Raw genomic sequence first — 14,787 nt, 5'->3', positions numbered from 1 at the left:
TGAATGAACGTTGGCGTGCAGAACAGAAAAGCCGCAACCTGGTCGGGCTGCGGCTTTTTCCTTAACCATCACTTTCAGATTGCTTTACGCCATGGCCCGCAGGTCAGGCTTACGCTTTCGACGCGAGGCAAAAGGCCCAAAGGGGATCTCCGGCGGCGCGAAGGTCTCCGCGCTCGCCCGGTCCCAGCGATCGTACCAATCCGCCAACTCCGGAATTTCCTCCTCCGACAGCAGAAACCCTTCGGGCAAATATGGATACGCCTCATTGCCATCAAGGAATTCGTTGTCCGACTGGCGGAACATGAAGTGGTACGGCATGAAGTCGCGAGGATCGGTCAGGCCTGCGGCGCCGGCAATCTCGCTCAAGGCGCGCATCGTATTGCGATGGAAACGCGCGACACGGTCGCTCTTATCACCTACATCAATAGCACGCTGACGGGCCTGATCTTGCGTGGCGATCCCAACCGGGCACTTGTTCGTATGGCATGCCTGAGCCTGGATACAGCCTACGGCAAACATAAAGCCCCGGCCGGAATTACACCAGTCTGCACCAAGAGCAAGTGCGCGGGCGATATCGAACGCGGAAATGATCTTCCCCGCTGCGCCGAGCCTGATATCGTTGCGAATGCCCGCGCCACGAAGCGCGTTATGAACGAAGGTCAGGCCCTCAAGCATCGGCATGCCGACCCGATTGGCGAATTCCACCGGAGCGGCTCCTGTTCCTCCTTCCGCACCGTCAATCACGATGAAATCCGGTTTGATTCCGGTTTTCACCATAGCCTTCACCATGCCGAGAAACTCACGGCGATGACCGATACAGAGCTTGAAGCCTACCGGCTTACCGCCAGATAGTTCGCGCAATCTGGCGACAAATTCCATCAGACCGACAGGCGTGGAGAACGTGCTGTGTGCTGGCGGTGAGATGCAGTCTACACCCATGGGAATGCCCCGCGCCTCGGCAATTTCAGGCGAGATTTTCGACGCCGGAAGCATACCGCCGTGACCAGGCTTCGCGCCTTGGCTTAGCTTGACCTCGATCATCTTTATCTGAGGGTCGGCAGTGATTGCAGCAAACTTCTCCTCTGAGAAGCTTCCATCGTCTCCCCGACACCCGAAATAGCCGGAGGCGACCTGATAAATTAGGTCGCCACCACCTTCGCGGTGGTAGCGGCTGATCCCCCCTTCCCCGGTGTCATGGGCGAAGCCGCCCTTCTTGGCTCCCCGGTTCAGAGCTGAAATCGCGTTGCCGGAAAGGGCACCGAAGCTCATTGCGGAAATATTATAGAGGCTGGCATCATAGGGCTGGCGACAACTGCTCCCACCGATACTCACCCGGAAATCGAAGTCGGTGATATGTGTTGGCGTGGCAGAGTGGGTAAGCCACGAATAGCCGGCGCCATAAACATTTTCGATCGTCCCAAACGGCCTTTTGTCCTCGACACCTTTTGCGCGTTGATAGACCAGCCCTCGCGCCTGCCGGCTGAACGGAACCTCCTCGTGATCAGCCTCGATCATATACTGTCGGATTTCCGGACGGATGCTTTCCATGAGAAAGCGGATATGGCCGATCACCGGATAGTTCCGAAGAATAGCATGCCTTCTTTGCTTGATGTCGTAAACGCCAATCAGCGCGAGCGGAACAAGAACCACGGCAGGGACTGCCCACCAAGGGCTCGAAAGCGCGAGGCCCATGACCGAGAGGAGTGAACCCAAGAGAATTACGAGGAAGATGGCGTACCGCTGGTACAGGATCATAATTCCATTCCCTATTCTTCGTCGACGAGCGGGGCACGCGGTCGGAAGATTGCGATGAAGTACAGGTCGGTGAAAAATGAGGAGCGGCTATGCCGCTCTTTCCGCGATGTTTATGCCGGTGGCGAGGCGATCTTCGATGTAGAGCTTGCGTAGCTTTGCAGTCGCCGGACCGGGTTTGCCAAGTCCAACCGGATGACCATCGATCGAAACAACAGGCATAACGAAGCTGATGGAGTCGGTGATGAACGCTTCTTCCGCATTCTTGGCTTCTTCGAGCGTGACCGCAGCCTGACGTGTTTCAAGCCCCGCTCGTGCCCCGAGATCCAGAACCGACGCGCGAGTAATGCCATGCAGTAGGGCGTTTGAGAGGTCCCGCGTAATCAGAATGCCATCCTTGGTGATGATGTGGAAATTCGCTGAACCTGACTCCGTTATGAGGCCATCCTCCACGAAAAGCACATCATCATAGCCTTCGCGCAACGCCTCCATCTTGGCCATTGACGAGTAGAGAAGCTGTACCGTTTTGATCTGCCGGTGAGCCCATCGCCCATCAGGTGCTGTCTTCATTGTGATGCCACGTTCCCAGCCAGGGTTAGCCAGGATGGTGCGCGGCTGCGTGAACATCACGATCGTCGGACGGAGGCCATCGGTGTAGATAAAATTGCGGTCTTCCGCGCCACGGGAAATCTGCAAATAGACTAAGCCATGCGTAATGCCATTCCGGCGCGCGATCTCCTGGTGCAAAGCCAAGAGTTCACCTTCCGCGACCGGCATCGGAATTCCGAGCGTTTCGAGCGAGCGTTTCAGTCGATCGGTGTGGCCCTTGAAATCGATCAACTTGCCGTCAGCAACGGCAGTTACCTCATATATCGCATCCGCAAAAAGAAATCCGCGATCGAAGATCGAGATCGTTGCTGCCGTCTCGTCCAGCCATTGGCCGTTGACGAACACTGTCCTGCCCATTGTGCGCGTTCCTGTCATTTCGTTGGAAAAAATTGTGGGGCAGTCGCGGTTAGCCAATTGCCTTTTGCAGCTCCGGTAGGACCTCAAAGAGATCCCCGACAAGGCCGTAGTCCGCTACTTGGAAGATCGGCGCCTCCTCGTCCTTGTTGATCGCGACGATCACCTTCGAGTCCTTCATGCCGGCAAGGTGCTGGATCGCGCCGGAAATACCGCAAGCGATGTAGAGCTGCGGAGCGACGACCTTGCCCGTCTGGCCGACCTGCCAGTCGTTCGGTGCGTAGCCGGCATCGACGGCCGCGCGTGACGCGCCGACGGCCGCGCCGAGCTTGTCGGCGACGGGCAGGATCACTTCCTGGAACTTCTCCGACGAGCCCAGCGCACGGCCGCCCGAGATGATGATCTTGGCCGAGGTTAGCTCCGGACGGTCCGAGGTCGACAAGTCGGCAGAAACGAAAGCCGATAGATCAGAAGAAAAGGCTGCCGTCGAGAGTTCCTCGACGGCAGCAGGTGCGCCTTGGGAGGCAGGAGAAAAGGATGAAGAGCGGACAGTGATCACTTTCTTCGCATCGGTGGCCTGCACCGTCTGGATGGCGTTGCCCGCATAGATCGGACGCTTGAACGTGTCGGGGCTCACCACCTCGACGATCTCCGACACCTGCGCCACGTCGAGCAGCGCCGCCACGCGCGGCAGCACGTTCTTGCCGACCGAGGTGGCCGCGCCGAGGATGGTGTCGTAGGACCCGGCGAGCGACACGATCAGCGCCGCCAGCGGCTCGGCCAGATTGTTGGCAAGGCTTGCATCCTCGGCAACCAGCACCTTGGAAACGCCGGCAAGCTTGGCCGCCTGCTCAGCCGCCGCCTTGGCGCCCGCGCCTGCGACAAGCACATGCACGTCGGAACCGATCTTGGAGGCCGCCGTCAGCGCCTTGGCGGTCTGGTCGGAAAGGTGGGCGTTGTCGTGGTCTGCCAGAAGAAGAATGGCCATTATCGTAATCTCCTCAAATCTCGCCGATCAAAGCACGCCGGCTTCGGTCTTGAGCTTCTCGACCAGCTCGGCGACCGTCTTGACCTTGACGCCCGCCTTGCGGCCCGACGGCTCCTCGGTCTTCAGCACCTTCAGCCGCGGCTCCGTCGACACGCCGAAGTTTGCGGGCGACGTCTTGTCGAGCGGCTTCTTCTTGGCCTTCATGATGTTGGGCAGCGAGGCATAGCGCGGCTCGTTCAGGCGCAGGTCCGACGTGACGACGGCCGGAAGCTTGACCTCGATCGTCTGCAGGCCGCCATCGACTTCGCGCGTGACCTTGGCCGAACCGTCACCGATCTCGATCTTCGAGGCGAAGGTGGCCTGCGCCGTGCCGAGCAAGGCCGCCAGCATCTGGCCGGTTTGGTTGGAATCGTCGTCGATCGCCTGCTTGCCGACGATGATGAGGCCCGGCTGCTCGGCGTCGGCCACACCCTTGAGGATCTTGGCGACGGCCAGCGGCTCGACTTGATCGTCGGTCTCGACCAGGATGGCGCGATCGGCCCCCATGGCCAGCGCCGTCCTCAGCGTCTCTTCGGCCTTGGCAGGTCCGATCGACACGACGACCACTTCCTCGGCCTTGCCCGCTTCCTTCAGGCGCAGAGCCTCCTCGACCGAAATCTCGTCGAACGGGTTCATCGACATCTTCACATTGGCAAGCTCGACACCCGAGCCGTCCGCCTTCACGCGAATCTTCACGTTGTAATCAACGACCCGCTTGACTGGGACCAAGATTTTCATAGCAGCCTTGCCTTCCATATAAGGACGCAGCACCGCACCCAACGCGGGCGTGATAACGGCCTACGCTCTACTCCGTGACAGATGCGAATACTTATATTCCGTTCCGTCGGTAAGTAAATAGAAATCTTAGGACGCGCTTGCTCTCGTCGAGGCCGTTATCAGAGCAAGTTAGGTCACCGAACTTCTGGAGGGACTCTTTTTTCCCTTCCGACCCGTCGTTAAGTTGGCAACAAGAAGTTTGATCGGCGTATTGGTGTTTGTCGCGCATTGGTAATGTGGTAGCACAAGAGAAATCCCACTCTACGCGAGCAAACACCTACATCAGAGGCCCAATGAAGCAGACCAAAACAAAGCCCCGCATGGGACGACCGCCCGTTCTCGAAAATGCTCGCGATCGCATTCTTGACGAGGCCGCCGTCTTGTTCGGAGAGGGCGGTTTCGACAATGGCTCTATGAATGTCGTTGCCGAGCGGCTCGGCGTCTCCAAGGCTGCCGTCTACCATTATTTCGACACCAAGCAATCTGTTTATGACGCCATCATTGTACGCACATTGGAGGGACTGCTCGAACATGTCAGTAGAGCTGTTGCGGCGTCCACCACGGCTGACGGTAAGCTGAAATCATTCATGGTTTCGCACGCTGGGTACTTTGAAAAAAACTACTGGGGTTTCGTGTGCATGCTGATCGGATACGGCGGTATGGCAAATCCGGGGCTCAAGTCCGAAGCCAATCAGCTTCGTATCGAGTATGAGAGCATACTCCGGGGAATTCTTCGGGAAGGAATGGCAACCGGCGCCTTCCGCGAGGCGGATGTGACAATATCGTCTCACTCGGTTCTCTCTATGCTCAACTGGATGGTCCGTTGGTTCAAACCAGGCGGACAAAAACGCGCGGAAACCGTCGCAGCGGAATATTTTGATCTCCTTACAAATGGTCTCTACAGCCGATGAGAGTAAGAGCGGCAGGAAGATATCGCAGTGGGGTTTGAGGCAGTTTTTACAGGTCACCACTAGCTCTTCTTCGACTGAACCACCTAGCATCGCGAATGGCATTCTCCAGTCATTTGCGATGGCGCGCTGGAGTCATGGGCTTGCTCGCCTTATGCAACCTTTTCCGTACAAATTGCGTCACATCTATTCCTTTATGCCATTTGGTAATGGACATAAAAAAAAACAAACAAGCCTCGTGTGGTCATTAGGATCGACTTGAGGCGCACTTTGAAAAATGCTCCGGCTGGTTCTGTCGAGAATGAAGCCGATGTATGTGAATGCCAATGCACCAAAAGTTGTTGTGGTGGGAGCCGGAATTGTAGGCGCCTCGGCAGCCTATTTTCTCGCGAAGCAACGGATCGCCGTGTCTCTAATCGATACCGCTGGCCCCTCCGCCGGCGCGACGGGTTCTTCGGATGGTGCCGTATCGGTTGCAAGCAAACAGCCGGGGATGATGATGACGCTCGCGCAGAAGGCTCGAGCTTTTTATTCTCAACTCGCATCTGAAGGCGTACTGGCTGGAATCTATCATCCGCGACCCACGTTCTTAATTTCTCGTACTGAAGAAGAAATGGAACTGCTTGAGGTTCACGCACACGACCTTAGAGCATCCGGCGAAGAGACAGAGATTGCGGATTCAGAGCGTCTGAAACGTTTCGTTCCCGGTCTGAGTGATGCCGCTATTGGCGGCGTTGTTGTCTGGAACGATGGGCATGCGCTCGGTTATGAGGTTACCGAGCGGCTTCTGAGCCGCTCTGGTGTCGAGATTATCCGCAATTGTCGGTGCGATGCGGTAGCTACGGCCGGTGCCCGCGTAACGGGCGTTTACACATCGCAAGGACTCGTTTCCGCCGACGCTATTGTGGTCGCCGCAGGCTTGGGCTCGAGCCGGTTGCTTGGCTTGGAAGATGTGCTATTCGCGAGAAAAGGCCAGATCGTGATTACGGATCGGGGCGGGATTGGCCATGCCGCTTTTGACGGACATCTAATGGCAGCAAGCTATATTGCCGCCAAACGGCGAGGCTCAAAAACTGCACCCTCTCGTGTAGGCCTTGTTATTGATCCGCTCAAAACGGGGCAGTTTCTGCTTGGAGGAACGCGAGAGGACAATAGATCCGACACAGGCACCGATATCGAGTCGATTTCCCAAATCGTTCGCGAGGCAGCTGCGTTGTATCCACCGCTTCTGGCGCGCCGAGTGATTAGGACCTTTTCGGGCGTTCGTACCGCCACGCGTGACGGGCTGCCAATCGTTGGCCAACATCCGACTATCGAGAACCTCGTTCTGGCCACTGGATTCGAAGGAGATGGAATCTGCTTAGGACCATATACAGGGAAAATCGTGGCTGACATCATCACGGACAAGGTAACGGAACCTGAATATTCACTTCTCGCGCCCCAGCGCTTTCTTGCTGAACGAGCCGCTTCATGACACACGCGTTCTTATGGAATGGCCGGTTGATACCGTTTGTCGAAGGTCAAACCGTCGCTTCGGCGCTTGCGCTTTCAGGTGTCCGAGATTTCGGTTCGTATTCGCCATCGACCAGCGCCCGCTACTTTTGCGGTATCGGTGCCTGCCAAAGCTGCCTCGTCACGGATCGTGGTGGTGCTCCTTTCGAGAGCTGCATCACTCGGGCGGATGAAGCGATGTGCTTAAGGCCATTTCTCACTGATGCGGGAGACAACGATGTGTGACGCGCCCGTTCTGGTAATTGGCGGTGGGCCCGCCGGTGTCGCAGCAGCTGTCAGTCTTGCCGAAAGCGATCATCGAGTTGTTTTGGTCGAACAGCGCGACCGACTCGGCGGTGCAATTCACCGACAGCCCGCCAATCGTGACATCGTTCATTCCCTTCATGGAAGGCATCATACTCGCAACTGGCGTGCTCTTAACGAAAGACTGTCCGCCGTTCAGGGAAAGATCCGAATTCTTTACAATAGCGTCTTTCTCGGTGCCGACGATACCGGTCATGCCTTGATTGAAGATCGTGCATTGGGACGCACCCTTTCGGCCAAGGCAGCCGGACTTCTCGTTGCGGTTGGTGCGATCGAGCACATAGAACCTTTCGAAGGTTGGCAGCTACCCGGCGTCATGACCGCTGGTGGCGCGCAGCTCATGTTGAAGGAAACTGGGCGTTTTGTACCTGGGCGGACCCTAGTGGTCGGATCGGGGCCGTTGATATTTGCTGTTGCTGCGCAACTGGCGTCGGCCGGCGCTCCGCCAGTCGCGCTTGTGGAACGCGGAACACCTTGGCGAGCGCCAGGCGCGGCGTTTCGCCTGCTGGCAAGCCGGTCTACATTTGCGGAGACGATGAGATACGGATCCATTATCCTGCGTAAGCGGATTCCCTATAAAACCGGGACTGGTATCGTAAGGGCAGAAGCGTCCGGCTCGGTTCTTCTGGTGGAAGTCACTTCCGACACCGGTAGGATAGCGCGGTACGAGGTAGATAACCTGGTCATCAGCAACGGACTCCGCTCGAATCAGATCGGCTTGCCGAGAACTTCGGAGTCTTCTGTCTACCCTATCCTTCATGCAGGGGATTGCCGCGAAATTCTCGGTGCCGACGCAGCAATTGAGGATGGCGCATTTGCAGCTAGGAAACTTGTTGCTCTTTTGAAAGGGGCGCCAACTCCCTCTCCTTCGCATGAACTCGAAAAAGCGCGAAAGCTACAGGCTGCATTGAGGAAGCTGACGTCGCTCGACCACTCAGAACTGGTAGGCGATCCGATTATCTGCCGCTGTGAGGGAATGAAGCGCTCTGACCTTCTCAAGCTCGGCAATGGGCGGTCCGCGTTTGAAACACGACTGGTAGGTCGTTTCGGAACAGGGCCGTGCCAGGGCCGCTTCTGCCGCGCAAGCGTTAATCGGATCACCGGAATATCGGCGGAGGAACTCTCCGGAAGGAACCATCAGGAACAGCGATGGCCTTTGCGACCAGTATCGATCGCCTCTCTATGCTCCGTTACACCTTTTCAGACGGAATTCGAGCAGGAACCTATCTTGCTCCAGCCTGCGAATGCAGTTTCGTCAAAGCGATGACCGACCAGAAGGGCTGGCCGCGCCAGATCTAAAGGACTTCCGCGGAAAAATCTGCTGCGTTGTTCCCTTCAATTCTGCTCACGTCCTCCGGGCTTCACGAATTCACTTTGACCTTCGTGCTGGCCATCGTGTTCATCGGAATTATCCATCTCCACTTGCATCAGAAGCACACATGCCGGGTGTGTTGATTTTAGAAGTCGCAACCAATCCGCGATAGCTCCAAAATTGCCGTTAGGAAGACGAGGTCAATTTGTATCGTCTCGGATCGAAAATTCGTCACGATACCGAACGATCGCAACCTCGGCTTCTTCGGCAAAGGTTTGCGACAGGAATTTTGGGCAAAGTCAAACAAGGGGAACAACGAAATGGATGAATCGAGAAGAAACTTTCTGTCGGGCCTTCCCGCTATCGGTGCTGCGGCTGCAATCGCCGGAGCTGCTGCCGCTACTGGAGCATCGGCGCAAGAGGCTCCCGTCTCAGGTGAGGACGCGTTTGCCCGGATCCGCAAAAACGGCGTGATCCGCTTTGGTGCCGCGAACAGCGAGCCGTGGTATTTCAAGGACGTGAGCGGCAGTGACGCGCCTGGCGGGGTCGAATCCAACGGCGTGGTTTGGAGAGGCGTTTGCCCGGCCCTCGCCAAGATGCTGGCGGACGCGATGGGCGTGAAGCTCGAACTCGTCGAAACGACCTGGGGGAACGCCGTCGCGGGCCTCCAGGCCGGCCAATTCGACGTAATGCTCGCGCTCGATGGCACACCGACCCGCGCGCTCGCTATTGATTTCATTACCACTCAGATGGCCTGGAACCCTTTCAACGTTCTGGTCGCCGACGGCGTGAACGCCGCGAACTGGTCGGACCTCAACAACCCCGAATTTTCGGTCGCGGTGATGTTGGGCACATCGATGGACCAGTTTATTTCGAAACTCCTCCCCAAAGCGGAAATCGTGCGCTTCCAGGAAGCCTCGCAGACTTACGCTGCTTTCCAAGGCGGGCGCGTGAAGGGCATCACGGGCGCCGGGCCGGAAATGGATCTCCTGCGTGAAAAGTTGAAGATTGGCAATGTGGTAATCCCCAAGCCGCTCTTCGCAATCCCCTCCGGTGCGGGGCTTCCTTACGAGCCGACTCCGCGCTTGCGCGACTATCTCAGCACGTCAGTCGGATATCTCTACTTCGCTAGCGAAATCCAGAACGCCTACGAGGATTATGCCCGCTGGCGCGGCCTCGACCCCTCTAAATCGGTTCCCCTGATGCGCGAACGACTGCTCTGACAATACGCGGAGGAGGGCCAAACGGCACTCCTCCGTTTCTGAACAGGTCTCCCATATGGCTTACGACTGGGATTTTAGTGTAGTTCTGAGGAGTAATGAACTTCTCTGGAAGGGTCTTGTTGCGACCCTTAATCTAACCGCGGTGACTATCGCGATAGCAGTTCCGCTGGGTTTCATCCTTGCTCTAGCGCTTCTTTCGAACATTAGGATGATATATTGGTTTGCGCGCGCCTTCGTGGACTTCTTCAGAACGTCTGCCCTGCTGGTCCTGATCATATGGTTCTATTTTGCGTTCCCAATGATAACAGGGCTACGGGTGGGGTCCTTCGAGGCGGCCGCCCTCGCGTTGGGTCTGCAAAACTCCGCTTACCTCGCCGAAGTGTTCCGGGCAGGAATCACATCCGTCGCCCGTGGCCAATGGGAGGCCGGCAGGGCGCTCGGTCTACATCTCATCCCGCTTTTTTGGCTCATCATTGCACCCCAGGCAATTAGACCAATCATTCCCGTTCTGGTGAATGTGCTCAGCGAAATCATAAAGGGAACATCTCTCGCCGCTGCTATCGCCTATGCTGAACTAGCCTTTCAAGGTTCAATGGTGGCATCGACAACCTACCGTCCCCTTGAGACCTATACGATCGTCGCGGCGCTCTACTTCGTGGTTATTTTCCTGCTGAATCAGCTTGCAAGCTATCTTGAGCGCCGGCTTGGTCGAAACGAGGTCCGCGCATGAGCAACTTTCAGTGGGATTTTTCGACGATCTGGAACAACATCGGATATCTTGGTCAAGGCCTAGCCGGCACGCTATACTTGGCAGCAATCTGTCTTGTGTTTGGGACGCTCCTTGGCCTTCTGCTCGGACTGGCGCTCTCGTCACATCGAGTGCTGCTTCGAATACCGGCTCAGATGTTCGTCGGCTTGTTCCGCAATACTCCATCGATGGTGCAACTCCTTTGGATCTACTACGCCCTCCCCGTCCTGCTTGGGGTGCAGCTTAGCCCGTTCATTGCCGCCATCGTCGCGTTTTCGCTGTACAGCGCATGCTATATTTCGGGGATATTCAAGAGCGGCATTGTCTCGATCCCAAAAGGGCAGATCGAGGCTGCAAGAGCGCTAGCACTAACGCGCCTTCAAACGCTGCGTCTGGTCATACTACCTCAAGCCGTGCGCAAGATGATCCCACCTTTCGCCAATCAGGCCATGGAGATCATAAAACTGACCTCTATCGCCTCCATCATCGCCTATGGGGAACTCGTATTGCACACAAAGACAATTTCGGATCAGGAGTTTCGGCCGATTGAAGCCTATACAACCCTTGCCCTCCTGTTTTCCACAATTCTAATCCCTCTCGCTTACCTGACGCTCCATCTCGAGAAGAAATTCTCCGACTATAGGATGCCGTCCAAGAGCCAAAAATCCTAGCAGGAGAATAGCATCATGACCGAACTGTTCATCAATGGCGTTTGGCGCGCCGGCCGCAATGGAGCTGCCATTCCGGTCGAAAACCCGGCAACCGGCGAGACAATCGGGTCTGTCGCAAAAGCAGAACCGGACGATGTCGATGCCGCTATTGGTGCCGCAACGGTCGCGTTCCAACGGTGGCGCGAGAAGAGTGCATATCACCGCTATGGCATTATGCGCGAAGCCGCCAACCTTCTGCGTGAGCGGCAAGCGGAAATCGCGCGGCAAATCACGGTAGAACAGGGCAAACCTATCGCCGAGGCCCTATCGGAGGTAGCTGTCACCGCGGACGTGATCGACTGGAATGCTGAAGAGGGTCGCCGCGCCTACGGCAGGATCATCCCCGGCAGGACCGAGGACACGCGACAGCTCGTGCTGAAGGAGCCCGTGGGTGTGGTCGCCGCGTTCAGCCCTTGGAATTTCCCAATCCAGACCGCGGCAATGAAGGTAGCTGCCGCGATTGCCGCAGGTTGTGCGGTGGTACTGAAAGCTGCCGAGGAAACGCCGGGGGCGCCCGCCGCGATGGTGCAAGCCTTCGCCGATGCCGGCCTGCCTGCTGGCGTACTCAATCTTGTCTTCGGAGAACCTGCTCAAATTTCGGAAAGGATCATCGCCGACCAACGGGTCCGTAAGCTGTCCTTCACCGGCTCCACCATCGTCGGCAGGCATTTGGCGGCGCTTGCAGGGCGTCACCTCAAGCGCCTCACCATGGAACTTGGGGGCCATGCACCCGCAATTGTATTTGCGGACGCGAACTGGGAAGCGGCCGCAGAAATCCTTTCCAGCAAGAAGTACCGCAACGCAGGCCAGGTCTGTGGATCGCCGACCCGCATCCTTGTGCAGAAACAGATTTTCGAGAGGTTTGCGGACCGCTTTACGCAGCATTCCGCAGGTATCCGTGTTGGGGACGGGATGCACCCGGACACCCTCATGGGGCCGCTCGCCAATAGCCGCCGCATCGCGAGCATGGAAGATTTGATTGAGGACGCCACCAATCAAGGTGCCGAGCTGCGGCTCGGAGGCAAGCGAATCGGCAACAGAGGCTTCTTTTTCGAGCCGTCGATCGTAAGCGTCCGGTGAGGGACCATTTCTACTTTCACTTGGATGCGATGTTCTCGGCAGAGTCCTCTGGCAACACCCACGTAAAATGATTGTATGTCGATCCGCCGTAGATGTTGGACGTGATCGCCCCATCCAGTTCGAGAAGGCCCCGCTCTCGGAGGGCATGGGCTGAGCGGTTCTCGTAGGCCGTCATGTCAACTTGACGGATAGCTCCGCCGTCGGCCTTAACACGGTCAAGGAGCCTTCGTTGCGCATTCGTCAGCTTCATATCGATCTCCGTCAAAGGCTCCTGTCAGCGTTGTCTGGATTTCGAAGCGATGTCGAAGCCACTCATGAATGCCTTGTGCTGCCGCGCGGTCGCTTCACGCTTTGACCGAATGCTCGCCGCAAGCAGCGCGTAGGGCTGTTCGAACTCGGGCGTGGCGCTCTTCTCTGCTTCGAGATCGGCTATCTGTCGGTCGAGGAAAGGAAGTAGATGATTGTTCACTAGGTCATCCCAAGCACCGATGTCGGCCCGGGACAATTTTTCTCCACCTTTGGCAAGCCTGATGGTGCGAAGTCCGGCGTGCGGCACAAGTAGCGCAGCCCCTTCGCCGGTCGGTCCTCTGGGGTCATCTTGTACAGCCAGGTCCCGGGCAAAAAAATCCGAGTTCACATAAGCAATATCTGCGATGACCTCGATAGCGGTGGTTTTGTCGAAGTCAACGCTGCTCGCGTCATCAAAGTAGAAGGTCTCGGCTTGCATCTCATATCTCCTGCTCTCTCAATTCAATTTTACAGCCAAGATTCGGAATGTTGAGCTTGGACATAAGAATAATTTGCGGCGTCAGGCAAAAGCGATGTGCACCTTGCCTTGCGTCGGAAAGTCCGACGTCACGGCAATCTCTGTATTCCAAGGCAAGAGTTCATCGATTCGGTTGATCGGATGGTCCGCAATCCGGGATAGAACAGCACGCAGGTAGGCTTCCGGGTCGAGGCCGTTGAGCTTTGCAGTCTCAATCAGCGACAGGATCGCGGCAGCACGTTCGCCGCCTTTGTCCGAGCCAGCGAACAGCCAGTTTTTGCGGCCGAGCGCAATCGGCCGGATTGCCCGTTCGGCAGCATTATTGTCGATCTCGATACTGCCGTCATCGAGGAAACGGCAGAGCGATTTCCAACGGGAAAGCGCATATCGGCTCGCTTCCGCCGTCCCGGATTTTTGCGGCAGGCGCTTGAGGTTGTCGTCCAGCCATAATCGCAGGGCTTCGACCTTAGACTTGGCTCTTTCCTGCCGCACAGCTTTCCGCACGTTTGGCGGCTCCCCACGAATAGTCTTCTCGATCTCGTAGAGTTCGCCAATCCGACGGAGCGCTTCCTCCGCAATCGGCGCTTTTCCTGAAGTCGTCAGATCGAAGAACTTGCGTCTTGCATGCGCCCAGCAGGCGGCTTCCAGGATGGTCGGTGGGCCGCCTGGCTTGTGTGGCTCGTAGAGATCACGGAAGCCAGCATAACCGTCGGCATGCAGCACGCCGGAGAAGGTAGCGAGATGCTGCCGGGGATGCAGTCCTCTACGATCCGGGCTGAAGAAGTAGCAGACTGCAGGTGGGATCGTGTCACCATAGGGACGACCGTCGCGAACATAGGTCCACAACCGCCCGGTCCTAGTCTTGCCCTTGCCTGGCTCCAGAACTGGAACGGGCGTGTCGTCACCGTGAAGTCGATGGCCAGCGAACACATGGTCTCGAAGCTTCGCCAGCAACGGCTCCAGCAATGTGCTAGCCTTGCCGATCCAGTCGGCCATGGTCGAGCGGGACAGATCGACGCCTTCCCGCGCATAAATCTCGGATTGGCGATAAAGAGGCAGGTGATCGCAATATTTGGCGATCAGCACATGGGCAACCAGCCCCGGTCCCGGCTTGCCGCGTTCAATGGGCAACGACGGCATGTCGGCCTTAATCTGCGTATCGCAGCCCTTGCAGGTGAAGCGGGGCTGGACATGGCGCACGACACGGAATGAGGCCGGGACATAGTCGAGAACTTCGCTGACGCTTTCGCCTGCACGGATGAAGTCGGAGCCGCCACAGACCGGGCATGCGCAAGTTGCCTGGTGCGTCACGTCATGGCGTGGCAGATGATCGGGCAATGGCTGGCGGCTCGGCTTGGCCTTTGCCGGACCGGCAGTCGACGACAATGCTGGGGCCATGGCTTCCGCCTCGGCCGCCTCGATATCTTCCAACGCCAGTTCGAGCTGTTCGATGGCGCGGTCCATCTTTTCGGAGGACGAGCCGAACCGTGCCCGCTTGAGAACCGCAAGCTGCGCCTTCAGTTTGTCGATCAGGGTGTCGCGGGATTGAAGCTTTCGAGCCTGTTCTGCCAGTTGATCGGCCTGCGCAGCGATAATGGCTCGCAACGCATCGACGTCATCCGGCAGGATCGAAGGGCTCGTTTCCATGCCAAAACTGTAGCTGATTTGGCGTCAGATTGCCACTTATCTATCTGTAAAGATTCGCA

15 protein-coding genes are annotated in these 14,787 nt (G+C 57.2%); 8 read left to right on the top strand and 7 right to left on the bottom strand.

The genetic code is table 11. The annotated features are described in order from the left end of the window. Positions 1–84: 84 nt before the first annotated feature. The 4 genes from AC1Q6Z_RS27035 to AC1Q6Z_RS27020 all read right to left on the bottom strand — a co-directional run bounded on the left by AC1Q6Z_RS27035 (position 85) and on the right by AC1Q6Z_RS27020 (position 4,480). A complete protein-coding gene (locus tag AC1Q6Z_RS27035) occupies positions 85–1,755 on the bottom strand; it encodes an FMN-binding glutamate synthase family protein (protein WP_067941710.1) in 1,671 nt (556 codons plus the stop codon). Between the two features lie 87 nt (positions 1,756–1,842). Next, a complete protein-coding gene (locus AC1Q6Z_RS27030; protein WP_067941712.1) occupies positions 1,843–2,718 on the bottom strand; it encodes an aminotransferase class IV in 876 nt (291 codons plus the stop codon). Positions 2,719–2,767: 49 nt separating this feature from the next. After that, positions 2,768–3,703, bottom strand: a complete 936-nt coding sequence (locus AC1Q6Z_RS27025) for an electron transfer flavoprotein subunit alpha/FixB family protein (protein WP_067941714.1) — start codon at positions 3,701–3,703, stop codon at positions 2,768–2,770. A gap of 27 nt (positions 3,704–3,730) precedes the next feature. Next, on the bottom strand, positions 3,731–4,480 hold the full coding sequence (locus tag AC1Q6Z_RS27020) for an electron transfer flavoprotein subunit beta/FixA family protein (protein ID WP_067941716.1): 750 nt from the start codon (positions 4,478–4,480) through the stop codon (positions 3,731–3,733). A gap of 332 nt (positions 4,481–4,812) precedes the next feature. On the opposite strand from AC1Q6Z_RS27020, the gene AC1Q6Z_RS27015 reads away from it, so the two are divergent. The 8 genes from AC1Q6Z_RS27015 to AC1Q6Z_RS26980 all read left to right on the top strand — a co-directional run bounded on the left by AC1Q6Z_RS27015 (position 4,813) and on the right by AC1Q6Z_RS26980 (position 12,315). Then, positions 4,813–5,430, top strand: coding sequence for a TetR/AcrR family transcriptional regulator (locus AC1Q6Z_RS27015; RefSeq protein WP_067941717.1), 618 nt, complete (start codon positions 4,813–4,815; stop codon positions 5,428–5,430). A 307-nt stretch (positions 5,431–5,737) separates the two neighbouring features. Next, positions 5,738–6,901, top strand: a complete 1,164-nt coding sequence (locus AC1Q6Z_RS27010; RefSeq protein WP_298799655.1) for an NAD(P)/FAD-dependent oxidoreductase — start codon at positions 5,738–5,740, stop codon at positions 6,899–6,901. Then, positions 6,898–7,164, top strand: coding sequence for a 2Fe-2S iron-sulfur cluster-binding protein (locus AC1Q6Z_RS27005; RefSeq protein ID WP_137935356.1), 267 nt, complete (start codon positions 6,898–6,900; stop codon positions 7,162–7,164). The genes AC1Q6Z_RS27010 and AC1Q6Z_RS27005 overlap by 4 nt, the downstream gene beginning before the upstream one ends. After that, positions 7,157–8,509, top strand: a complete 1,353-nt coding sequence (locus AC1Q6Z_RS27000) for an FAD-dependent oxidoreductase (RefSeq protein ID WP_171026548.1) — start codon at positions 7,157–7,159, stop codon at positions 8,507–8,509. The genes AC1Q6Z_RS27005 and AC1Q6Z_RS27000 overlap by 8 nt, the downstream gene beginning before the upstream one ends. Before the next feature lie 365 nt (positions 8,510–8,874). After that, complete coding sequence (locus tag AC1Q6Z_RS26995) at positions 8,875–9,777, top strand: transporter substrate-binding domain-containing protein (RefSeq protein WP_137935358.1); 903 nt, start codon at positions 8,875–8,877, stop codon at positions 9,775–9,777. 55 nt (positions 9,778–9,832) lie between these two features. Next, positions 9,833–10,507, top strand: a complete 675-nt coding sequence (locus tag AC1Q6Z_RS26990; RefSeq protein ID WP_137935359.1) for an amino acid ABC transporter permease — start codon at positions 9,833–9,835, stop codon at positions 10,505–10,507. Continuing rightward, on the top strand, positions 10,504–11,196 hold the full coding sequence (locus AC1Q6Z_RS26985; protein WP_137935360.1) for an amino acid ABC transporter permease: 693 nt from the start codon (positions 10,504–10,506) through the stop codon (positions 11,194–11,196). Before AC1Q6Z_RS26990 ends, AC1Q6Z_RS26985 begins: the two co-directional genes overlap by 4 nt. Positions 11,197–11,211: 15 nt before the next feature. Continuing rightward, positions 11,212–12,315, top strand: a complete 1,104-nt coding sequence (locus AC1Q6Z_RS26980; protein ID WP_137935361.1) for an aldehyde dehydrogenase family protein — start codon at positions 11,212–11,214, stop codon at positions 12,313–12,315. A 16-nt stretch (positions 12,316–12,331) separates the two neighbouring features. Here the strand turns inward: AC1Q6Z_RS26980 and AC1Q6Z_RS26975 are convergent, their stop codons facing one another. The 3 genes from AC1Q6Z_RS26975 to tnpC form a co-directional block, all read right to left on the bottom strand. Continuing rightward, on the bottom strand, positions 12,332–12,565 hold the full coding sequence (locus tag AC1Q6Z_RS26975; protein ID WP_137935550.1) for a hypothetical protein: 234 nt from the start codon (positions 12,563–12,565) through the stop codon (positions 12,332–12,334). Between the two features lie 24 nt (positions 12,566–12,589). Beyond that, positions 12,590–13,042 carry a hypothetical protein gene (locus tag AC1Q6Z_RS26970; RefSeq protein WP_137935549.1) on the bottom strand — a complete coding sequence of 151 codons (453 nt, stop codon included), beginning with the start codon at positions 13,040–13,042 and terminating at the stop codon, positions 12,590–12,592. A gap of 81 nt (positions 13,043–13,123) precedes the next feature. Next, positions 13,124–14,728 (bottom strand): IS66 family transposase, encoded by a 1,605-nt coding sequence (gene tnpC, locus AC1Q6Z_RS26965; protein ID WP_137935548.1) that lies wholly within the window; start codon positions 14,726–14,728, stop codon positions 13,124–13,126. Positions 14,729–14,787 lie beyond the last annotated feature (59 nt).

The organism is Shinella sp. GW835-FHT14H05 (genome assembly GCF_058793575.1).
This window is presented reverse-complemented; position numbering and strand designations above follow the sequence as displayed.